The organism is Coprobacillus cateniformis (assembly GCF_009767585.1).
GTDB lineage: Bacteria > Bacillota_I > Bacilli_A > Erysipelotrichales > Coprobacillaceae > Coprobacillus > Coprobacillus cateniformis.
Map to the genome: position 1 here is coordinate 2,192,014 of NZ_WSNW01000001.1, position 25,520 is coordinate 2,217,533.

Below are 25,520 nucleotides of genomic sequence, written 5' to 3' on the forward strand. Positions count from 1 at the left end.
ACGAAATGTTTCCTAATGATTTTTTATGGGGTGCAAGTTCTTCTAGTGCCCAAATTGAAGGTGGTTATGATAGGGATGGCAGAGGTTTATCTATTTGGGATGTCAAGAAATTAAATCCAGGAACTTGTTCATTTCATTATGCTAGTGATTTTTATCATCATTTTAAGGAAGATATTGCTTTAATGGCAGAAATGGGATTTAAAGCTTATCGTATGTCAATATCATGGAGTCGTATTTTGCCTGATGGTGAAGGTAAAATTAATCAAAGAGGAATTGATTTTTATAGAGATGTTTTTCATGAATGTCATAAGTATGGTATTGAACCGATTGTAACAATCTTTCATTTTGATTTACCATTAGCTTTACAACAGAAATATGGTGGATGGAATAATAGACAAATGATTGATACCTATGTGAATTACTGTCAAATCTTATTTAAAGAATATAAAGATGATGTTCATTATTGGTTAACTTATAATGAACAGAATATGCTCATTTTCTTTGGAGCAGTAGATATGATTGGTGGAACAAATCAGTTGCAAACAGGAACAGATTTATATAATCAAGCTCATATTCAGTTGATTGCACAAGCTAAGGCTATGAAATTGTGTCATGAAATGTGTCCGAATACTAAAATTGGTCCAGCACCAAATATAACAACATCTTATCCAAAAACATGTTCACCAATGGATTATATTGCTTCATTAAATATGGATGACTTAAGAAATAATTTTTATTTAGATGCTTTAGTTTTTGGAACTTATCCAATGAGTGTATGGAAATATTTTAAGGATAATCAAATTATTTTGGATATTCATGATGGTGATTTTGAAATATTAAAAGAGGGACATCCTGATTTTATTGGTTTTAATTGTTATGGGAATGATACTACAGAATACTTAGAATACTATCCTTTAGATATGAGTGATATGGTGAATGCTGATAATCGTGAAATGAGTTATTTAATGAAATTGATGGATAAACCTGGAGTTGGTAGAGCATCACAGAATGAATATTTATCTAAAGGTGAAGATGGTCATGCATATGATCCTTATTGTATTCGTGTAACAGCGAGACGTTTAACAGATCGTTATCACTTACCATTAATTATTACTGAGAATGGTTATGGGAGACCAGATATATTGGAAGAAGATGGAACAATTCATGACTCTTATCGTATTGAGCATTTAAGAGAAACAATCAGACAAATGGAAATTGGTATTGAAGAAGGCGCAAATATTTTCGGTTATTGTCCATGGAGTGCAGTAGATTTAGTCTCAACAAGAGAAGGTATTACAAAACGTTATGGCTTTATTTATGTAGATCGTGATGAAGATGATGAAAAAGCCAAAACTGCATCAATGAAAAGATATCGTAAAGATAGTTTCTATTGGTATAAAAAGGTTATTGAAAGTAATGGAAAGGAGTTGGATTAAATGGCATTTCCTAAAGATTTTTTATGGGGTGGAGCAACCGCAGCCAATCAATATGAAGGTGGCTGGAATGAAGATGGCAAAGGTATCAGTACTTCAGATTGTTGTACGAGAGGTTCACGAACAAAACCTAGAGAGGTCACTTATAAAACAAAAGAGGGAAAAATTGAATCACAGATGATGTTTGATTTAAATGCTCCTAAAGGTGCAATCTTTGGTTCTTTTGAAGGTTATGATTATCCTTCATATACAGCAACTGATTTTTATCATCATTATGCAGAGGATATTGCTTTATTTGCTGAAATGGGATTCAAGATGTTTAGAATGTCAATTAACTGGACAAGAATTTTTCCTAATGGATATGATGATGAACCCAATGAAAAGGGATTAGAATTTTATGATCATGTCTTTGATGAATTATATAAGTATGGGATTGAACCATTAGTCACTTTATCACATTATGAAACACCTGTTGGTTTAACAAATAAATGGGGGAGTTGGGCAGATAGACGAACTATTGATTGTTTTGTCAAGTATGCCACAACATGTTTCAAACGATATAAAGGTAAGGTAAAATATTGGTTAACATTTAATGAAATTAATTGTATTGGTTTTGGTGGATGGATGGCAGCTGGGCTACCAACTTGTGATCCTCAAATTATTGCTAATGCAACACGTAATCAGTTATTAGCAAGTGCTTTGGCAGTAAAGGCTGCTCATACAATTGATGAAAATATGATGGTAGGAAATATGATTGGATATGGGACTGCTTATCCTTATACATGTCACCCTGATGATTCTATGAAACAAAGAAAAATGCAGCAAGGTGTTGATTTCTATACTGATGTTCAGGCAAGGGGGTATTACCCATCAAGTCAGTTAAAGAAGTATGAAAGAGAAGGAATAGTGCTAGAATTAACAGACCAGGATAAACAAACATTAAAAGAAGGAACAATTGATTTTATTACATTCTCTTATTATATGTCATCTTGTGTGAGTGCTGATCCTGAAGTTGAAAAGAATCAAGGTGGAAACATGATGTTTGGTGTTAAGAATCCATATTTAAAGGCAAGTGACTGGGGCTGGCAGATTGATCCTGTAGGATTGCGTATTGCTTTAAATGATTTTTATAGCAAATATCAATTACCATTAATGATTGTTGAAAATGGATTAGGTGCAGTAGATAAAGTTGAAGCTGATGGATCTATTCATGATTCATATCGTATTGATTATTTACGTGCTCACATTGAACAGATGGATAAAGCTATTAATGAAGATGATGTTAATTTGATTGGTTATACACCATGGGGATGTATTGATTTAGTGAGTGCATCTACAGGTGAAATGGAAAAACGCTATGGGTTCATTTATGTTGATTATCAGGATGATGGAACAGGTGTTGGAAAACGTAGTCGTAAGGATTCATTCTATTGGTATCAAAAAGTTATTGCTAGTGATGGTGAAGATTTGAGATAACAAATTATTTTTCTCCCTTAAAAACACGAGTATAAACTTGTGTTTTTTCATAGGAATAACAATCACATCTTTTGATAAATATGCTATTTTTATAAATATATATTAATACCTATCATGCTTTTCTATGCGGATTCATAAAATAACCTAAGCAAATTCGTCGAAAGAAATTACTGGCATATTGTGATAATAAAGATATAACAATAGAGGACTACAGTGTACTTGAACAGTTAATGAGTCCTTTACAAATTCTTGATAATAATTTTAATTTATATGAAAACATGTTATTAATAATTTATATACACCACTCGTATGTGTTTGTATTTTACGTTTTTATAATGAATTTTCTATTAGTGAAACTTCTCAAATTTTAGAAATCTTTCAAGGAATAAATATGAAATAAAAATGTATGTTATCTATAGGGTATGTTATATTCCTAAAAAAGAATGTATTAAAAATGAAAGGATTTATTTTACAGTTTAACAAATAGAGATATTCTGTAAAAGCGAGTATGTTGAGAAAATCACATATTGGAATATCATAAAATCAAAACTTTTCTTTTTAAGAATTAACTCTCCTACTTCTCTACGTAGGAAGATAAAAAAGAATTTCTTATTAATAATGTAAGATTTTGATTATAAATCATATTGGCAAATAAAATAATATGTGATAGAATGTTCTTGTAAAAATAAAGGATTGTTACTTTAAGTAGGCAAGACCAATCAGTATATTCATACTGGTTGGTCTTTTCTTATTTTCAATAACAATTGATGAGAAGGGAGAATATGAAGTGATGAAAGGATGGAAAAGATTTTTATCGATAGGTTTGGTATTCACAATGTTGATTGGACAATTAATTCTTGGAACAACATCAACATATGCTTTAGAAAAAGACAACGATGATTATTCAGATACAACTGAGCAAAATAACATTGACAAACTTAATATCGATATCAAAGATGTGGGTAACTTAAAGGAATTTGCTGAATCACCATTATATGATGTTGAAAACAATGAACTTTTATTACCACGATTAGAAGGTTATAAAGTTGAAATTTTTGGGAGTGATAATAAAGCAACAATTTCTTTAAAAGGTGAAGTCACAAGACCTTTAGAAACACAAACAGTAAAGTTATTATATAAACTTACCAATAAAGAAAACAATGAGGTTACAACAACAGAAACAAATGCAACAATCAAGGTTCCAGCAAAAGAAACAAATATTTCTGGAAAAAATAAAAAACCTCAAGTTATACCAGGATTACGTGAATGGGTAGCAGGTAATGGAAAAGTTGATTTGACAGATGCGAGAATTGTTTTAGGAAGTCAGGCATTTTCTAAAGCAGCGAGAACTTTTCAAGAAGATTATCGAGAATTAACTGGTAGAAACATTACCCTAGTAACAGGTAATGAATCGGATGTAAAAGCAGGTGATATTTTTTTACAAGAAGATATAAGTGAAACAATGCTTGGTGATGAAGGGTATTATTTATATATCGGAGGAGAAGAAGCAGATCAGAATTATGTAACGGTTAAGGCTACTCATAATACGGGAGCTTTGTATGGAACTATCTCTCTTCTACAAATTTTAAAACAGGATAATGGAAGAAATGAATTGCCACGTGGACTTGTAAAAGATTATCCTCTATTTGAACAAAGAGGAATGATGCTTGATGTTGCACGTAAATGGTTTCCAATGGAATATTTAGAGGATTTATCAAAGCAAATGAGTTGGTATAAATTAAATATGTTATCATTGCATTTAAGTGATAATGATATCTGGAATGGATTATCAACTGAAAATGGATTAGGTGGACAACCTGAAGGATGGTTCAGATTAGAGAGTGAACTTTATCCAGGATTAACATCAACTGACCACTATACAAAAAAGCAATTTAGAGATTATCAATATGACTGTATGGAGTTAGGCATTGATGTGATTCCCGAATTAGATACACCAGGCCATGCTTTAGCGTATACGAATCTTTGGCCAGAATTGAAATTTCCTGGGAATGTAAAGTATTTAGATGCAGGAAATCCTGAGACATTAAAAAGAGTGACGGCTCTTTTTGATGAATATATTAATGGATATAATGGTGGAGAGGCTACATTTGTTGGTGATTATGTCAACATAGGAACTGATGAATACAAAGCTGGGACAGGTTCTGCTAAAGAATCATTTAGAAAATATTGTAATGATTTATTAGAGTATATAAATTCGACTGGTAAAGAAGCTGTTTTCTGGGGCTCTTTAAAAGAAAATTCAGGATCTACACCAGTCACGACTGATGCAACAATGTTTGCATGGTTCCAAGGATATGCTGATGCTAAGCAGTCATTAGATGCAGGATATAAAATTATTTCTATGGAAGATTCAGAAACTTATATTGTTCCAGGTGGCGGATATTATTCTAATCAATTTGGACGTGCAGAATATTTATATAATTCATGGTTGCCTAATAATAATTATGGATGGGCAAACCACCCAGCACCAGTTGGACATCCAGGTGTTTCTGGTGGGCAATTTGCAGTATGGAATGATTTTAGTGGAAACGGTATCTCAGTTAATGATGTGAGTTATCGTATTCAACATAATTTATATACTGTGGCAGAAAAATGCTGGGCTGGTCATCAAAAGAAAAATGAGGGTTATAATTATGCAAGTGAGAAAAAACTTGCGAGTGTATTAGGAGATGCACCAAATACGGATTTCTTATATGAAATTGATAAGAACATTAAAGATAATGAGTTAATTAAACTTGATGATAAAACGAATAATTTAGTTGAAGGGGTTAATATTTTAGAGGCTACTAACATAACTGAAGATGTCAAAGGAAAAGATGGAAAAGCGATTCAATTTAATGGTGGGTCAAGTTATTTTAAAACTGATATTGAATCAGCTGGTTTTGGCTGGACAACAGCTATGTGGATTCAACCAGTTGATACAGCAAGTGGAACCTTAATGGAAGGACAAACAGGAAAACTTTATTTAGATAATGGTAAAATCAGATATGATGTAGAGGGATATACTCATACATTTAATTGTGATATTAAAGAAGGAGAATGGACACATATTACATTGATAGGATCATATGAAGGTGTAAAATTATATATCAATGGAACTTTATTTGATTCATTGATCAATAAACCATTTCCAAATTGGAATAATAACTCTGGATGTAATTCATGGAATGGATCATATCCAACGAATGATCTTGGACAGAGAACACAACGTTATTATGAAACTTTGATGTTACCATTAAACACAATAGGTGGTAAAGAAAATGCTGTGAAAGCAATTGTTGATGATTTTCAAGTTTATAATACAATATTAGATGAAAATGCTATTAAAAAATTAGCAGGTAGTATTATTTATGAAAATTTAGCATTAAATCAAACAGCAACAGCATCTGCTAATGAGACAGATTCATTAAACCCTACTAAAGCAGTAGATGGAGTGACATCTGGTACAAGCAGATGGGCATCTAATTATAATGATGATGCATGCTTTATGGTGGATCTAGGTTCAAAGCAAAATGTCAATAAGATAAAAATCTTTTGGGAAGCTTCATATGCAGTAAAATATAAATTATTAGTCAGTTCAGACAATATAAATTGGACAGAAGTTTATAATGAAGAAAATGGTAATGGTGGAATATCTGATATTGATTTTGAAATGAAATCAGATATTCAGTATGTAAAATTCCAAGGTGTACAAAGAGCTACAGAGTATGGTTATTCATTCTATGAAATGGAAGTCTATGGTGATAAAGTAGCTGGTGAGGATGATTATGAACGTGCTAATGTTGCTTTAAATAAAGAAGTGACTGTTGGGAACTATCATTCAGCTTCACAAGAAGCTGATCGTAGTGGAAAAAATGCTGTTGATGGAAGCAAAGTAAGCCGTTGGGAATTTGATATTAATAATCCAGCAGAAAACTATATAACAATACCTTTAAATAGTGATGAGGATGTGAATAAAGTCATTATCTCGCAATATGAATGGGGTGCAAACAGAATTTCTAAAATAAAAATAGCTATTATAGATGATGCTGATAAGGAGACAGTTTGTTACAATGAAACAGTTTATCCTGAATCAACGACAATTATGAGAGACACTGTTGATGAAGTCTTTGAATTATCTCAAGTAGTGAAAGGAAAAGCTATTAAGATATACTTAACTCCTAAGGCTGCTGGAGCAGATGATTTGGTCAATATTGCTGAAGTTGAGTTATATGGAACAAAAGCTGCTGAAACGATTGATCCTGATGTACCTACAGAAGATACAACTGAACGTAATCAAACATTAATACCCCATTCAACAATGACTGCCACAGCAACGAGTGAGCATCCCAATGTTGGCTCAGAAGGATTAGCTTCAATGGCTATTGATGATAATCTTAATACATGGTGGCATACAAACTGGTCAAATGTTGTTCCATTACCTCAAAGCATTACAATTGATTTACATGATATCAAACTCATTGGAAATTATACTTATTTACCAAGACCAGATGCTGGTAATGGTACAATTAGTCAGTATAAACTTGAAATAAGTCTTGATGGTACTCATTATGAACAGGTAGCTGCTGGAAAATGGGAATTGAATGCAGACCTCAAAACAGTTAATTTTGCTCCACGAGCAGCCCGTTATATTCGTTTAACTGCTATAGAAGGTAAAGGTGGTTTTGCATCAGCTCGTGAGATTAATATTTATCAAACAGATGCCATTTTAAAAACTGATTTAGAGAAAATTGTTGATGATGCTAAGAAAATTGATTTATCAGGTTATATGATATCTTCAACTGAACAATTTAAGAATGCTTTGCAAGAAGCAGAAACATTATTAGGTCAAGATTCTCCTACAGAGGAACAAATGACTGTTGCGAGTATAGAGTTACAAAACGGATTAGATGCTCTAGATGTTGCAACAAACAACTTATCTGACTTAGAAACATTATATAATGAGAAGAAAGATATTGCTAATGATGATTATACACAAGACAGTTATCAGCAATTGACTGATGTTTTGAATTCAGCAAAAGCATTATTAGATAGAGAAGGTGATGTTGGTGAAAAAGAGAAACACGCAGCAATTCAAGCCCTTAATGATGCTTCAGATAATCTCATTTCATTAGTAGAACTTAAAAAATCTATAGTTTTAGCTGAAAAAGTTGATATCACTGATGTAACTCAATTAACAGGAGATGAATTAATATTACGTCTCAATGCTGCAAAATCATTAGTAGAAAATGCTTCTGCTACTCAAAATCAAATTGATATTGCTACATATCGACTATCAATTGCTATTGATGATTTACAAGCAGATAATACAGCATTGCAAACATTAATTACTTCATTAGATCATGAGAATGTGTATACATCTTCAAGTTGGACTACATTTGCACCTGTTTTAACAACTGCAAAAGAAAAATTATCTACAACAACAATTCAAGAATTAACAGAGGCTCGTCTTGCTTTATTAGAAGCTCAAAAAGGATTGGCATTGAGAGCGACTGCTGAGAATATAGCAGCATTACAAACTTTTGTAGATAATTCAGCATCTTTAAATGCTGAAGATTATACTCAAGAATCATGGAATGGTTATATGGCATTAATTAATGAAATTAAAGAGTTATTAAAAGCACCTGATATTTTAGCACAGACAGATGCATTAGCAAAAATAACTGAAGCCAATCAATTCCAATTGGTACATGTTGATGTCAAAAAACAACTACAAGATATGATTGATGAGTATAAAGACTTAAATCAGATGGATTATATAAGCTCTTCATGGATGCAATTTGCACCAGTATTATCAGAAGCAAATGATTATTTAGCAGATGATAAAACATATGATGAAGTAAAGAATATGATAAGTCGATTAAGTGAAGCATATTCAAAATTAGTTATGAGTGGTGAAAAAGCACTAAGAGAATATATGCAAACGATAACACTCAAGCAACCAGATAATTATACTGAAGAAAGTTATGCATTATATAAAGGTGCTTATACAAATTTAGGATTATTATTACAAGATGCGGCGAATGTTTCTTTGGAAGACTTTAATATTGCAAAAGATAATTATGAAAAATATTTAGGATTATTAGAATATAAACCTGCTGATTATAGTAAGGTAGATGACTTATTATTAACAGTTCCTAAAGATTTATCAAACTATGAAAAAGAAACAGTTGATGCGTTGAATACTGCAATTAACAATATTGTTCGTGGAAAAAATATAACTGAGCAAGCTATTGTTGATGAATATGCAATTCATTTAAAGAAAGCAATTGATGGTTTGAAAGAAAAACCAGATTTACCACCTGAAGTGGTAGATAAATTGGAACTATCACAATTGATTGTAAAAGCAAATACTTATGTAAAAGATGATAAATATACTGAAGATACATTAAATTATTTAATGAAAGAAATTAAAAAAGCACAAGCTGTTGTAGATAAAAAAGATGCAACACAAGCAGAAGTTGATACAGCAATAGCTAATCTTAATCATGCTATTAAGGGATTAAAAACAAAGCCAGTCATTCCTCCAAAACAAGACGAATATGTTATGACTGAAGGAAATCATTTTACATTTAAGCCAGGTGAGGATGTTAAGTTTGTTTCCAAAGCACCAATTGAAAAGTTTAAAGAAGTGTTATTAGATGGTAATGTTTTAGCTCGACAATATTATACAGTGAAATCAGGAAGTACAATTGTGACATTGAATCCTGAATTTACAAAGACATTAAGTGCAGGGAAACATACATTGATAATTGTATCAACAGATGGAAAGGCAACTGCTGAATTTAATATAGATAAGGGTACAACATCTGAAGATATAAAAAATCCAGCAACAAGTGATTCAACACAGACAATAGGATGGATGGGATTGATAAGTCTATCAGTGATAGGAATCATATTAGTAAATTTAAAGAAAAAAAGAGAACATATCTCATCATCAAAATAATGATATTGACTATGATTAATATGAGATTGTTATAAATGATTGAATAAAAGAATCAATTCGTTAATCATGCTAAGCAAAACGAAAATGATTCTTTTTTCTTTGATTATGGTGGTAGAGATAATTTCACAATAATTTTTTATAATTTCATCTATAAAATCAATATTAAATTCACCAAAACTTAAATATACATAAACATATTTGAAGAATAAAAAAATTACAAAGTATTTGGATAAATTATGGTATACTAAGCAATGAGGTGAGAACCATGCAAAAAATTATGATAGTTGAAGATGATGAAATCATTTCATCAACATTAAAAAAACATTTAGAAAAATGGAATTACGATGTTTATGTTATTGAAGATTTTGAAAATATTATGGATATTTTTATGAAAGAACAACCTGCCTTAGTTCTCTTAGATATTTCTTTACCTTATTATAATGGTTATCATTGGTGTCAAGAGATTCGCAAAGTTTCAGAAGTGCCAATCATTTTTATTTCTTCAACAAATGAAAATATGAATATTGTTATGGCAATGAATATGGGAGCAGATGATTTTATTAATAAACCGTTTGATTTAAATGTTTTAACTGCTAAGATTCAAGCAATATTAAGAAGAACTTATTCTTTTTCAAAACAATTTCATATATTAACTTATAAGGATTTGGTGTTGAATATTTTAGAAGCAACAATATCTTATCAAATTCAAATCATTGAACTTACAAAAAATGAACTGAAGATTATGCAAATGTTATTTGAAAAATCAGAAACATTTGTTTCTAGAGATGATTTAATGATTGCTTTATGGCAAAGTGATCAATTTGTTGATGATAATACTTTAAGTGTCAATATGAATAGATTAAGAAAGAAATTAGATGATTTTGGCTTTGATTCTTTGATTCAAACGAAAAAAGGTTTAGGATATAAGCTCTATTATGAATAAGCTATGGGATTATTTGTGTTATCGTAAACAGTTTTATATCTATTCTTTCTTAATTATTGGTATTTTTTATTTCATATTGTTTCTATATAATGCATTGTTAGATGCTATTAATTATGCTGCAATCTTAAGTTTATCACTCTTAGTTATTTATACTGTGATAGATTTCTATAGGTTTTATAAACAGAGGACACAGCTTGAATATATCTTATCGTTAGATAATATTTATATGTCTGATTTGCCATTACCACGAACTGCAATTGAAGAATACTATCATGAATTATTAACGAAAGTTGATCATTTACATAAAGAATTACAAAATCAAAATGATGATCATTATCATGATATGTTAGATTATTTTACATTGTGGGTTCATCAAATCAAAACACCTATATCAGCTTTACGTTTATTAGTTCAATTACAAGAAGAACCCCAAAATGATCTATTGTTACAGATATTTAAAATTGAACAGTATGTTGATATGGTTTTACATTATATCAAGATTGATCATATGTCATCAGATTTAAGTATAAAAGAATATGCATTAGATCCTATTTTAAATGAAGTCATTAAGAAACAAGCAACATTTTTTATTCAAAAGAAAATTAAATTAAATAAAGAGCCTATTCAAAGAACAATACTTACAGATGAAAAATGGATTTCATTTGTAATTGAACAGATTCTATCTAATGCATTAAAATATACCAAAGAAGGAATGATTCACATTTATGAAAAAGATGAAGTGCTTTATATAGAAGATACAGGTATAGGGATAAAACCTGAGGATTTACCACGTGTGTTTGAAAAAGGATTTACTGGTCATAATGGAAGAGTAGATAAAAAGGCAAGTGGATTAGGGTTATACTTATGTCAACAGATTATTCATAATCTGGGTTATCAAATATCTATTGAGTCAACTTTGGGTAAAGGAACAGTCGTTGCTATTAATTTTCATGTTGATAAATTGCAGGTTGAGTAAACTTACATCAATGTAAGGATGAAATAAGAAATTGTAAGGATAATCTATGGTACGGATTTCCTTTTTTTCATAAACTAAAGATGTACAAAGGAGGACGATTTATATGTCAATTTTAGAAGTTAAAAATTTAAAGAAAGTTTATACGACACGTTTTTCTAATCAACAGGTCCAAGCTTTATCCAATGTCTCTTTTAGTGTTGAAGAAGGAGAATATGTTGCAATTATGGGTGAATCAGGAAGTGGGAAAACAACATTATTAAATATATTAGCCTCTCTTGATAAACCAACCAGTGGGGAAGTTTTATTAAATGGTAAAGATATTACACGTATTAAAGAAAAAGAAATTTCTCAATTTAGAAGAAAGAATTTAGGTTTTGTATTTCAGGATTTTAATTTATTAGATACATTTTCAATTAAAGATAATATCTTTTTACCATTAGTGTTATCAAAAGAATCATATCCAGTTATGAAACAAAAACTTAAAGTTTTAGCACCAAAACTCGGTATTCAGGAGTTACTTGAAAAATATCCTTATGAAATTTCTGGAGGACAAAAACAAAGAGTTGCTGTTGCAAGAGCCTTAATTACTCATCCACAGATAGTTTTAGCAGATGAACCAACAGGTGCATTAGATTCTAAATCCACAGATCAATTATTAGATATTTTTGATCAAATTAATGAAGAAGGTCAAACAATTGTTATGGTTACACATAGTACCAAAGCAGCAAGTTATGCAAAAAGAGTTTTATTTATTAGAGATGGACAAGTTTTTCATCAAATCTATAGAGGAAATCAAACCAACGAACAAATGTATCAAAGTATTTCAGATACATTAACATTACTTGCGACAGGAGGAAAATAAAATGAAGAAATTCTTTTATTCTCGCTTAGCATTATCAAATATTAAGAAAAATGCTAAGATTTATCTTCCTTATTTATTAACAAGTACTTTTACTGTTATGATGTTCTATGTTATTCATAGTTTAGCAGTCAATCAAAGTTTAAGAGATACCAGTTCTACAGCCCCTGTTGTTTTAATGCTTGGTTCTTGGGTTGTTATGATTTTCTCAGTTATCTTTCTCTTTTATGTGAATAGTTTCTTAATTAAAAGAAGAAAAAAAGAAATTGCACTATATAATATTCTTGGTATGGAAAAGAAACATGTCATGATTATGATGGCTTGTGAAACAATTCTTACTACATTAACATCACTTATTTTTGGTGTTTTGTTTGGAGCATTGTTTAGTAAACTGATGTTCTTATTGTTAGTCAATTTATCTCATATTCAAACTGCTATCACTTTTGAAATTCCACAATCAACTATTTTCTTAACTGTCATAGTTTATGGTGCAATTTTCTTCATAGCGTATCTATTTAATGTTATTCAGATTAAATTGGCAAATCCGATAGAGTTATTACGTGGTGGAGAACATGGTGAAAAAGAACCAAAAACAAAATGGTTATTGACTTTAGTAGGAATCTTAACATTGGGTGGAGGATATTATCTTGCACAAACAATTGAAGATCCAATGGATGCATTAACGTTATTCTTTGTTGCTGTGGTATTGGTTATTATTGGAACATACTGCCTATTTACTGCAGGTTCAATTGTGATTTTAAAGATGTTAAAGAAAAACAAACGTTTTTATTATAAAACAAGACATTTTACATCTGTTTCACAAATGGTCTATCGTATGAAACAAAATGCAGTTGGTTTAGCAAGTATCTGTATTTTATGTACATGTATCCTCGTTATGATTTCTTCAACTGTGACATTATACTTAGGTGTCAAAGACACTGTTCAAATTCTTCAGGATGAAGACTTTGTAATGAAAATTAACCCTTATTCAGAAGGAAAATTACCTTCAAAACAAGAATTAAGTACACTCTATGCTAAAATTCAAGATAACTTAAAAGCAAAAGATATTAAGACTACAGCATTTGTCACGCGTTCGATTTATGAAATTTCTTACAATCAAAAAGATGGTGAATATATAACTGGTGAAGGTAGTGATGCTAGAGATTTCAAAAGCTTTTCAGCAATGACTTTAGAGGAATATAATCGTGCTTATCATAAGAATGAAACTTTAAAGGAAAATGAGGTTCTTGTTCATTCTAATTTTGAGAAATTACCAAACCAAATGAAGATTAATGAAAAAACTGTTCATGTGAAATCTGAAGTTCAAGATAAATATTTCTTAGAAACAGAATTTTCAAAAAGTGCTCAATTAACTGGGATTGTCTTAAAAGATGAAAAAACTTTAAAGGACATCTTATTTGCTTTAGAAGATCAAGTTCAACCGATAGAGTATATGTCAATTGATTATCAAAATAAAGCAGATGCAAAAGTTGCTGAAGAAGTTATTCAAGATATTGTTCAAAGTGAAAAGACTACTGAAGATTATACAATTTTTACCTCTTCACAATATGAAATGGAAAATATGTTTAATGATTCTTATGGAAGTTTATTCTTCTTAGGATTATTCTTAGGACTATTATTCTTGATGGCAGCAATATTAATTATGTATTATAAACAATTATCTGAAGGTTATGAGGATCAAAGGCGATTTGAGATTATGCAGAATGTTGGTATGAGTAAAAAAGAAGTGAAACAGACAATTCGTTCACAAGTCTTAATTTTCTTCTTCCTGCCACTTGTTGTCGCAGTCATTCATATGTCATTTGCATTCAAGATGATTATGAAAATGTTTGGTTACTTAATAGCTTCTGGTGAAGGATTGTTTATTACTTGTACAATCATTTCGATTGTCATATTAGCTATTCTTTATAGTATAGTTTATATTTTAACAGCAAGAACTTATTATAAAATAGTAAGACATTAATGATATAGAGGCATAGTCATTTTGATTATGTCTTTTTTAATGCGTGATTGTTCTTATTAAAAGGATTATTTCTGTAGAGAAAAACTGTACATATGTATTGATATAAAATAATGCTAATAGACTTTAGTTTTAGTAAAAAAGTAATTATAAATTTACTTAACTGCAATATAAAATTAGTAAAATATTATTGACAATGAAATGCTTAATGATATAATAAAGGCATAACAAGGATTGTTACTATTCAATTAGGCAAGACCTCAAAAGAAATACTTTTTGGTATATTCTTTTGGGGTCTTTTCTTTTTGTAAAAAATGGGAGGCGAAAAAATGAAACAGTTTGGAAAGAAATTTTTTGCAGTCATAGCAAGTATGGCAATGGTCATAGGTTTATTTTCACAAGTGGGATCTGTTTATGCAGCGATGCCAGAATACGAAATATATCCTAAACCACATAAGATAACTTATGAAAATAGTGATTTTATTTTAAGAGAAAAAGTCAATGTTGTATATGAAAATGATATTGATTCATATACAAAGTCACGTTTAAAAGAAGTGACTGATATCAAAGGCTTATCAATTTTAACATCTGATGAGTTAATAGATAATGAAAAGAGTGAACAAAAAGTAACAAATATACTTATTGGAATTAAAGACTCTAATGGATATGTTGATAATTATGTAAAGAATAATTATTCTGTTGGAAATAATTTATTTGATAAGACAGATTCTTATTTTTTAAAGGTTGATAATGGCACAGTGATTATCTTAGGAAAAGATACAGATGCTGCTTTTTATGGATTAACAACTTTATATCATGTGTTTAATCAGTTAGAAGGGCGTACAATTCGTAATTTTGAAGTTGAAGACTATGCTGATGTTGTCAGTCGTGGATTTATAGAAGGTTATTATGGAAATCCATGGTCAGTTGAAGATAGATCAGAATTAATGAGATGGAGTGGTTATTATAAATTAAACTCATATTTCTATGCACCTAAAGATGATCCTAAACATAATGCAAACTGGCGTGATTTATATACAGATCAAGAAATTGAAACAATGATTAAACCACTTGCTCAAGCTGGAAATGAATCAAAGTGTCGTTTTGTTTATGCTTTACATCCCTATATGAAAGATGCTACGCATCCTAATCCTCTTCGTCATGATGCAAATTATGAAGCGGATTTAAAAGTCATGCAAGATAAATTTGCACAAGTTATTGATGCTGGTGTGAGACAAATTGCTATTTTAGCAGATGATGCTCCTAATGTAGGGGGTAGTAATTATATAAAGATGTTAAATGATATGACTGATTGGTTGAAGGAAAAACAGAAAACTTATCCTGATCTTAAGTTGACTTTACCATTCTGTGTTCAAGAGTATATGGGTTGGGGACAATCATATTTTTCAGATTTTCCTGATAATGTACAAATTATCATGACTGGTGGTCAAGTTTTTGGTGAAGCATCTGAAAATTTTACAAATTCTTTCATGAATACAGTAGGAAGAGGTCCTTACTTATGGATTAACTGGCCATGTACAGATAATTCTAAAAATCATTTAATTATGGGAGGATATGATACTTTTTTACATCCAGGTGTCAATCCTAGTAAAGTAGAAGGTATTGTCTTAAATCCAATGCAACAGTCTGAACCTAGTAAGGTTGCAATTTTTGGGAATGCTTGTTATTCATGGAATATTTGGCAATCAAAAGCAGAGGCTGATGAAATTTGGAATGATTCATTCCAATATGTAGATCACAATTCATCATTGACAACACAATCATCAAAAGCATTACGTGAATTATCTAAACATATGATTAATCAGAATATGATTGGGGGAGATAATCCAGTTACACCGCTAGATGAATCTGTTGAACTGAAACCAAAACTAGATGCATTAAAAAGTGCATTAAATTCTCATACAGCTACAGTTGAGCAGGTTAATGAACTTATTCAAGAGTTTGAGACTCTTGCAAAAGCTTCTCAAATCTATAGAAATAGTGGAAATCAAAGGATTAAAGAACAAATTGTATATTGGTTAGATTGTTGGGATGATACAGCAGGATCTGCAATCGCTTATTTAAAAGCAGTAAAAGCTAATATAGAAGGTGATAGTACAACACTTTTAAATCAATATTCAAATGGTCAAAAGTTATTTGCAAATTCTAGAACTCATGCATTATGGTATAGAGATCATTATCAATATGCTGAAGTAGGAGTTCAACGTATTGTTCCATTTATAAAAGCTTTAGATGAATATACTTCACAACAAGTAGAAATGATTGCAAATCCTGATAAAAAAGGAGAAGTGAACTTAAGTCTTGAAATTTCTAATGATATTGTTGTTGCACAAGGTTCATTAGCAGATGCTCTTGATGGTAATAAGGAAACAGAAACACATTTTAAAGCAATAAATGCCAATGCAATGCCAGTTGGAGCAACTGTCACATTAGATATCGGTTCTGTTCAAGATATTGAATCAGTATATATTGCACAGGGAATGACGAAGCAAGGGGATATCTTAAGTAAAGCGGTAGTCGAATATAGTCAAGATAAGGTCAATTGGACAAAATTAGATGATTTGGCAGAACAGACAGAACAAACAATACCTGCTTCTTTATCAGCAAGATATGTTCGTATTCGTAATTTGGAATATAAGGCAATTTGGTGGAGATTGGGAGAATTCCAAGTGAATTTGGTTAATTCAGGAACAGAAAATACAAATGAACTTAAACTGACTGCTTCATTAGAACATGGGCTAAGAGTTGCGACTCATAATAGCATTAATGCAGCAGCGAAAAATAATAAAATAGAATATATGGTTGATGGCGATTTAGGAACAATGGCGTGGTTAGCTAGTGATACTCAAGCAGAAAATGGAAATATTCAAACAGATGATGCAGTTGTTGTTTCATTTAATAAAGAAGTTGAAGTCATGTCAGTGACTTTAAATCAAGGAAGTGGAGACCGTGTTTCAAATGGAAAAGTCATGTATCAGGACACTGATGGAAATTGGCATGATTGGAACACTTTTACTGGTGCAGGTGAAGAGATTAAGATTACTGGTACTCAAGTGAAAGCAAAAGGCATTAAAATTGTTTCAACAGAAAATTTAACAACATGGTGGCAGGTTAAAGAAATATCTGTTGAAGCAGGTGTTAAAGATTATGTTTATACAAATACTGAAACAACACTCTTATCAAATACTTTGGAACATGGTGTTGCCTTAACATCAGGAAATATGACATTAAATGCACAAGAATATATTGGTGTACAATTCAAAAATATAAAAAATTTAGATCAGATAGTATTGAATTATACTGGCAATAATTCAGCATTAAAACTTCAGGTTTCAAAAAATGGAATCATTTGGACTGATGTGACAACTGGAGTACAAAATGAGGATGCTTGTTTTGTTCGTTTCATCAATACAGGGTCATCTGCTCTCAATATAACAATCAATGAATTTAAAGTTACATACCATGAAATTTTGCCAATGCAATTCCATTCTTCAGATATTGCAGCTATTGCCAATTGGGGAGATACAAGAAATAATGGTGCAGCTTTTGATGGAAATATGGGAACAACAAATAAAATAGGTGGAAGACCAATGAATGGTCAATATATTATCTATGATTTAGGACAAGAGATTGATATGAATTCTTTAAGAATTTATACACTTGATTCTCAAAATGATTATATTAGAGATGCAAAAGTCCAACTCTCTACTGATTTGGTCAACTGGAATGATTTATTTACAATTGGTGATGGAATTCAAGATACTGATCCTAACTCTACTGCTAGAGAAACATTTACAAATAATGATTCTAACTATCCTAATTATGTATATGCAGGCAGTGATCATTTGAATATAAAAGGGCGTTATTTACGTATCCTTATGACTGTTGATTATCCTCAACGTTCAATTGTTATTAATGAGATTATGGTTAATCGAGGTGAATATATACCAGTTGAAAATAATCCACAATATGTTGGTGCATTAGAAGAACGTGGGCATCAGCCAAGTTATATGGGAGATGAAGACTTAACAACAACTTATAAATCTTCATTAGCAAATTCTTCAATGACATATTATGTATCTAGACCTGATGGTTTAACTTCATTTAGAATTATTCAAAATGGTGAAACAACAGGTGCATCAGTAAAAGCCACATTCTATAGTGATATCATAAGAGGAACAACAGAAACGGTTGAAGTTGGTAAATTAAATCAAGCTATCAATGAATTTATTATTCCAACAGGGAAAAAATTACTCTCTATAGAAATTTCATGGCAAGATAAAATTCCTGAAATTGCTGAAATCTTAACAAGACAAGGAACAAATATTTCAGTTGATAAAACAGCATTAAATAATATTTTAAAAGAAACTGCTAAGAGCGGTTGGACAACAGATAGTATGACTGCTTTCAATAATGCAAAAAAGATTGCTGAAGAATTAAAGAATAGCGATTATGCATCACAGGATATTATTGATAGTGCAGTGGCAGTCTTACAAAATGCAATTGATACTGCATTACAAAAAGCTGATTTAAGTGAATTAGAGTCATTAGTTAATGAAGCAACATCTATTCAACAAAATGATTACACAGTTAATTCATTTATGGAATATCAAAATAGTATAAATGATGCAAAATCTGCTTTTAATGATAAAGATAATATTTCTGTTGAACAGGCTCATCAATTTGTACAAGATATTAAAAATGCTAAAAATTCATTAGAATATTCATCAATAGAGAGAGAAAAGGCAGAATTAGCAATATTAGATGACACAACTCTAGTTGAATCTAATTATGCTAAAGATTCATACCAAAATTATATAACTGCAAAAACAGCATTAAATAATGCAATTACAAAAGATAAAGTGGCAACATCTCAAGCTGATCGTATAACACCAGCAGATATGAAAACATTAAATACAGCATTTCAAACTGCAAAAACAGCTTTAGCAGACATTACAGAGTTAAAAGCAGTGATTAATGAATTTAATAATTATGATAGTCAATTGTATACAGAAGATTCTTATAGAGCTTATAAAGATGCAGTTGAAGTTGGGAAGCAATTATTGGTTTCTGGGACAAAAGAAACTGTAGCAACACAACTCAATCTCATTATTGAAAAGAAGAATCAATTGGTACTTGTATCTGATCAGTTAAATGATGTTATTAAAGAAGCTTTAAAAATCAAACAAGAAAATTATACTGAAAAATCATACAATGATTTTAAAGCAGTTGTTGATGAAGCACAGGCTCTTGTTAATCCGACTCTACAACAGCAAAAAGAATATATTGAAAAAATTACAAAAGCTAAAAATAGTTTAGTGTCTATTGTTGCTTTAAAAGAACGTATTCAAGAAGCAGAGGGATTAGATAAAGATAAATATACATCTTTAACTTATGTCGAAGTAGAAAAGGCTATTGAAAATGCAAAGAAAGCAATGAAGGATGGAGATGCAAGAACAGTTAAAAATGCATATGATGCTTTAACAAATGCTATTCAATCCTTAAAAGTAAGTGGTTCAAAAGAATATGTAGCATATCTTCAAGATTTAAAATTAAAAGATTCTCATGACTATACTGTTAATAGTTATCAAGCATATAAGAATGCATATGACCAATTTATGAAATTACCTAAAGATGTCTCTTTAGAAGATTTTATGAAAGCAAAACAAAATTTAGAGAAATATACAGATTCACTCAAATATAAAGATGCTGACTATAGTCAAATTAAAGATTTAATTTCTAAAATTCCATCAGATTTATCTTCATATAATAGTGATTCAGTTGCAAATTTAAATAAAGTATTAGGAAGAATTGTTTATAATAAAACAATTCTTGAGCAGAGTGTTGTTGATCAATATGCGAAAGACTTATATCAAGCTATTCAAGGATTAACAAAGTCAAGTCAATCTGCTTTAACTGGTGATTCAACATATATTTTACCTATGATGTTGACAATGACTATTGCAGGATGTGGGATTTATTTATTAAGAAAGAAAAAAGAAAAGAATGGATAAAGTTTGTGTATTGGCATTTTAAAAACAAAATGCCAATACCATTCATAATTAAAGAGGAGGAAAATTATGAAAGGGAAAGTAACAAAACTAATATTAACATCATTATTAATTGCAGGAACTGTTGTTACAGCTACTCCAAGTCTCTCTGATGTACATGCTTTAACGGGACCAGAGTATGACCTTATTGAGTTACAGCGTAATCGCTTAATTCAAAATGGAGACTTTGAAAAGGGCACAGCGAATTGGACATCTTTGGTCAGTGCAGAGGTTAGTAGTGATAGTCATGTTAAAGGAAACTATTCTGGAAAAATCAAACCAAACACTGATAGTCATGCCAATGGTCATATTTGGCAAGCTGTAACGCTTGAAAAAAATACTGATTATATTCTTAAAGGAAAAATTAAAATTATCAGTACAGCCCAAGATTCAACGGCAGCATTAGTCATTAAAAGTGGAACATTAGATAATCCTAGTAATGTTGATCAAGATACTATTGTTTCAACAACTGCAGAATGGCAAGAAGCGATTATCGAGTTTAATAGTGGTGATATGACTAACTTTATTGTTGGTATGGATAGATGGGCTGAAAATGCTAATGAAGCCTTGAAAAATTCTTCTGCATATCTAGATGATGTTACATTAACAAAAGTTGGTGCAGAAGAACCAGATGAAACTTATGATATCACTTGGTGGGATGATTTCAATGGAACATCTCTAGATACAATAAAATGGGATTATGAATTAGGTCATATCCGTGGCTTAGAACAGCAACATTATGTTCGTAGTGATGAAAATGTTTATGTCAAAGATGGAAAATTAACAATTAAAGCAACTGATAGACCTGTTGAGTCTCAATATAATGTTGGTGGAAGACAAGTTATTTACAATTCAGGAAGTATTCGTACTCATGATAATAAACAATACTTGTATGGACGTTTTGAAACAAAAGCGAAATTACCGAAAGGAAAAGGTGTTTTCCCAGCATTTTGGACATTAGGATCTGATTTTACATTGGATGGTGTCATTAATGACGCACAAGGACATGGGTGGCCTAGTTGTGGAGAAGTTGATATTATGGAATTAATTGGTGATGGATCAGATGGAAGTGCTAGAAATAGAACAGTTTATCAAACATTACATTATAGTAGTGTAGAAGGTGGAAGTGCCGATAATGGAAAATATGCTGGAAATGGAACTGCATATACTATTCCTTCTGGAAACTTTAATGATGATTATCACATTTTTGGATTGAATTGGACAAAAGGCAAAATGGAATGGTATGTCGATGATCAAATCGTCAGAACTGTAGATTATAGCGATGATCAAGCTGCTGTTGATGCGTTAGACAAACCACAATATATTCAATTTAACCTTGCAATGGGTGGTGCTTGGCCAGGTGAAGTAGGAACAAATTTGGCAGGAACAACTTATGATGTTGATTATGTTTATTATGGACAAACTGATCAGCAAAAGGCAGATGCTGCAGAATATTATGCAAATGCTCCTAAATTAAATGGAACTCAAAATATAACAATGCAACAGGGTGATATTCCAGATTTATTAGCGAATGTCAGTGCATCTGAAGGATATCATGTAGATTATTCTATTGATGATGATTCATTTTTTGATAACGATGCAGGAAATTCAAGTGTTCATCTTGTAATCAATAGTGATGCTAATAAAGATAAATTAGCAATTCTTGATCCAGGTGAATATACATTATACTATACTGCTATACCAGATGATTTAACAGTATCACCTCGTAAATATACAAGAGAGACAGTGAAATTAACTGTTCAAGAAAGAACCTTCCCAACTGACTTTACTTTAACTGGTGTTTATGGCGAAACGCTTTCTACAATTGGTTTACCAGAAAATTGGACATGGGAACAACCAAACACAATTTTAAATCAATATCAAAATCAGTTCAAAGTTAACTATAGTCAAAATGGGTTTACCACTTCTACAACTGTAAGTGTAAAATTAGTTTCAGCTGATAAAACAAATTTATCAGAACTTATGAAAAAAGCAGAAACTTATATTCAATCAGAGACTTATACAGATGACAGTATTTCATTACTAAAAAATGAAGTTCAAAAAGCACAAGCTATTATGAATAAAACTGATGCTACAAAAGAAGATGTTGCAACAGCTATTCAAAATTTAAATACTGCTATTGCTCAATTAGAAAAGAAACCAAATGTTGAACCACCAGTAACACCACCAGAATCTAATGATGATAAATATATCATTAATGACGGTAAAGAAGTAACTGTTCAACCAGGTGAAGCTGTGAGTTTTAGATCAAATGCATCTATCGAAAAGTTTAAAGAAGTCTTGTTGGATGGTAAGGTTTTAGACAGTCAATATTATACAGTTAAAGAAGGAAGTACAATTATTACTCTTCATCCTGAATTTACAAAAACATTATCAGAAGGACAACATACATTAATAATTGTATCTACAGATGGACAAGCAACAGCCAAATTTGGAGTTGAAGCATCAACATCAAATCCAGTCGATCCATCAAAACCAAATATCAATGATACATCAAACAATCAAAATAAGCCATCAACAAATCAACCTCAAACAGGTGATTCAGTACAAGTGACAGCTTTGTTTGGATTATTCATAATAAGTGGTGCTTTAGGTTATTTTATGAGTAAAAAACATAAAAAAATATAATATGTAATAACTATATATGATTAAGGTTGGCAAGTTTCGCTAACCTTTTTCCAATAATATTTAAAATAAAAAGTAAAAAGTGAAACTTTTTACTCTCAATTATTTATATGTGAAAAGAGTTTTTCCTTTCTTTGTATAAGAAGATGTTGTCATTATTTTAATAGGATGCTCATGAGAATTTAATATGATAATAGGTGTGATAACTTTAAATTGGTGGGAATGTAAAAATTGTTGGCTCAGTGTCAGAATGTGTGTGTCAGGAGTGATATGGTCTCCTACATTGACATGATAATTAAAGTCATGTTCATTTGGTTTTGATGTGTTGAGACCAATATGAACAAGTATTTCAACTCCATTTTCTAATAGTATAGTAAATGCATGTCGTGTTGAAGCAATAGAATTAATGGTTCCTGTACAAGGAGCATAAATATGGGGAGAGTTAATTTCAATTGCTAAGCCATCTCCAATCAAACGATTAGAGAAAGCATGATCAGGTATTTTTTCAATATGCAGAACTTTTCCATGAGTTACAGCTAAAATAGAATGATTATCTTTATGTATGAGTTTATCTAAAAAATTCATTTCTTAAAGTCCTTTCTTTTATATAAAAAAGCATTAGTTGCTTAAAAAAACAACTAATGCCTAATTGAATAGTCACATTACTACTTCTATTTTACTTGTAATTTAAAAATATGTCAATAATTAAAACATGAGCATTATTATAAGAAAACATGAAAAGTTCGTTAAAGTGTAGTTTAAAAAACTTCCATATTTAAACTAAAAAGAATATTCCCTCTACAATATTTTACATTTTTTAGTAGTTATTAGCAAGTTTTAAAACGTACACATTTATGAATTTTTAAAATGAAGTAAAGGATGGATATAAGTAATGATGGGATATATGCAGCGATTAGGAAAATCATTAATGTTACCAGTTTCAGTGATGCCCATTGCAGCTATTTTAAAAGGTATTGGTTATTGGATTGATCCAATAGGCTGGGGTTCAAATAATGTTATTGCTGCATTTCTTATTGAATCAGGGAGTGCCATTATAGACAATCTTCCTATTTTATTTGCCGTAGGAATTGGAATTGGGATGGTTAAGGAAAAAGATCCAATGATTGTTATTAGTGTTGTTGTATCATATGTGTTATTAAATCATTTGCTTTCAGTTGAATCTGTTTCATTATTTATGAATATCCCAGAAGAACAAGTTCCAATAGCTTTTGAGAATTCTTCAAATGCTTTTATAGGTATTCTTGTTGGACTTATATGTGCATTTCATTATAACAAATTCTCTAAAATAAAATTACCCACAGCCCTCTCTTTTTTTGGAGGTAAAAGATTTGTTCCTATTATTTGTAGTTTAACAATGTTAGGTTTAGGTCTTTTGTTATTGATTGTTTGGCCAACATGCTTTAATTTGTTTATTCAATTTGGTGAGACAATATCAGGATTAGGTCCATTTGGAGCTGGATTATATGGTTTTTATAATCGTTTGCTTATTCCAACTGGCTTACATCATGCATTAAATTCTGTTTTTTGGTTTGATATGGCAGGAATCAACGATATTGGTAAGTTTTGGGGAACTATATCAGGAGGAGTATTGGGAATAACAGGAATGTATCAAGCAGGCTTTTTTCCAATTATGATGTTCGGTTTACCGGGTGCAGCACTAGCAATGTATAGATGCGCGCGACCTGATCGAAAGAAACAAGTAGGAACTATTTTATTCTCAGCAGCATTTGCATCATTCTTAACTGGTGTTACAGAACCGTTAGAATTTGCATTTATGTTTGTAGCACCTGTTTTATATGTTATTCATGCTATTTTAACTGGTATTTTTGTTTTTATTGCTGCTTCTATGCATTGGATAGCAGGTTTCGGATTTTCAGCAGGACTTATTGATTATTTATTAAGTATCAAAGCCCCATTTTCACAAAATATTTTTATGTTAATTCCTTTAGGTATTGTTTGTGGAATTATCTATTATTCACTCTTTAGATTTATTATTATCCGATATAATCTAATGACTCCGGGTAGGGAAACTGATGAGGTAATACTTCAGGTTGCTAAAGATGAGTATAAAGATGTTTTAAAAACTGATGATTATGATGATATTGCTATTATCTATGTAGAAGCATTGGGGGGGTAGAGAAAATATT

11 protein-coding genes are annotated in these 25,520 nt (G+C 30.7%); 10 read left to right on the plus strand and 1 reads right to left on the minus strand.

The genetic code is table 11. From position 1 onward, the window contains the following. Positions 1 to 5: 5 nt before the first annotated feature. The 9 genes from GQF29_RS10930 to GQF29_RS10970 all read left to right on the plus strand — a co-directional run bounded on the left by GQF29_RS10930 (position 6) and on the right by GQF29_RS10970 (position 23,355). Positions 6 to 1,436 (plus strand): glycoside hydrolase family 1 protein, encoded by a 1,431-nt coding sequence (locus GQF29_RS10930; protein ID WP_054325412.1) that lies wholly within the window; start codon positions 6 to 8, stop codon positions 1,434 to 1,436. Beyond that, the gene (locus tag GQF29_RS10935; RefSeq protein WP_008787361.1) at positions 1,437 to 2,909 is read left to right on the plus strand and encodes a glycoside hydrolase family 1 protein; all 1,473 of its coding nucleotides are present in this window, start codon (positions 1,437 to 1,439) and stop codon (positions 2,907 to 2,909) included. Positions 2,910 to 3,699: 790 nt separating this feature from the next. After that, entirely contained in the window at positions 3,700 to 9,876 is a 6,177-nt protein-coding gene (locus tag GQF29_RS10940) for a discoidin domain-containing protein (protein ID WP_017143928.1), read from the plus strand. A gap of 265 nt (positions 9,877 to 10,141) precedes the next feature. After that, complete coding sequence (locus GQF29_RS10945) at positions 10,142 to 10,819, plus strand: response regulator transcription factor (protein WP_008787363.1); 678 nt, start codon at positions 10,142 to 10,144, stop codon at positions 10,817 to 10,819. Further along, the gene (locus tag GQF29_RS10950) at positions 10,812 to 11,795 is read left to right on the plus strand and encodes a sensor histidine kinase (protein ID WP_008787364.1); all 984 of its coding nucleotides are present in this window, start codon (positions 10,812 to 10,814) and stop codon (positions 11,793 to 11,795) included. The genes GQF29_RS10945 and GQF29_RS10950 overlap by 8 nt, the downstream gene beginning before the upstream one ends. A 103-nt stretch (positions 11,796 to 11,898) precedes the next feature. Next, positions 11,899 to 12,657 carry an ABC transporter ATP-binding protein gene (locus GQF29_RS10955; RefSeq protein WP_008787365.1) on the plus strand — a complete coding sequence of 253 codons (759 nt, stop codon included), beginning with the start codon at positions 11,899 to 11,901 and terminating at the stop codon, positions 12,655 to 12,657. Between the two features lies 1 nt (position 12,658). Beyond that, positions 12,659 to 14,638 carry an ABC transporter permease gene (locus tag GQF29_RS10960; RefSeq protein ID WP_008787366.1) on the plus strand — a complete coding sequence of 660 codons (1,980 nt, stop codon included), beginning with the start codon at positions 12,659 to 12,661 and terminating at the stop codon, positions 14,636 to 14,638. 326 nt (positions 14,639 to 14,964) lie between these two features. Then, entirely contained in the window at positions 14,965 to 20,670 is a 5,706-nt protein-coding gene (locus GQF29_RS10965; protein ID WP_117598751.1) for a glycoside hydrolase family 84 protein, read from the plus strand. 66 nt (positions 20,671 to 20,736) lie between these two features. Continuing rightward, a complete protein-coding gene (locus tag GQF29_RS10970) occupies positions 20,737 to 23,355 on the plus strand; it encodes a family 16 glycosylhydrolase (protein ID WP_008787368.1) in 2,619 nt (872 codons plus the stop codon). 99 nt (positions 23,356 to 23,454) lie between these two features. Here GQF29_RS10970 and GQF29_RS10975 read toward each other — a convergent pair whose 3' ends face one another. Beyond that, the gene (locus GQF29_RS10975) at positions 23,455 to 23,937 is read right to left on the minus strand and encodes a PTS sugar transporter subunit IIA (RefSeq protein ID WP_008787369.1); all 483 of its coding nucleotides are present in this window, start codon (positions 23,935 to 23,937) and stop codon (positions 23,455 to 23,457) included. Between the two features lie 307 nt (positions 23,938 to 24,244). On the opposite strand from GQF29_RS10975, the gene GQF29_RS10980 reads away from it, so the two are divergent. Next, positions 24,245 to 25,510 (plus strand): PTS transporter subunit EIIC, encoded by a 1,266-nt coding sequence (locus tag GQF29_RS10980; protein WP_008787370.1) that lies wholly within the window; start codon positions 24,245 to 24,247, stop codon positions 25,508 to 25,510. Positions 25,511 to 25,520 lie beyond the last annotated feature (10 nt).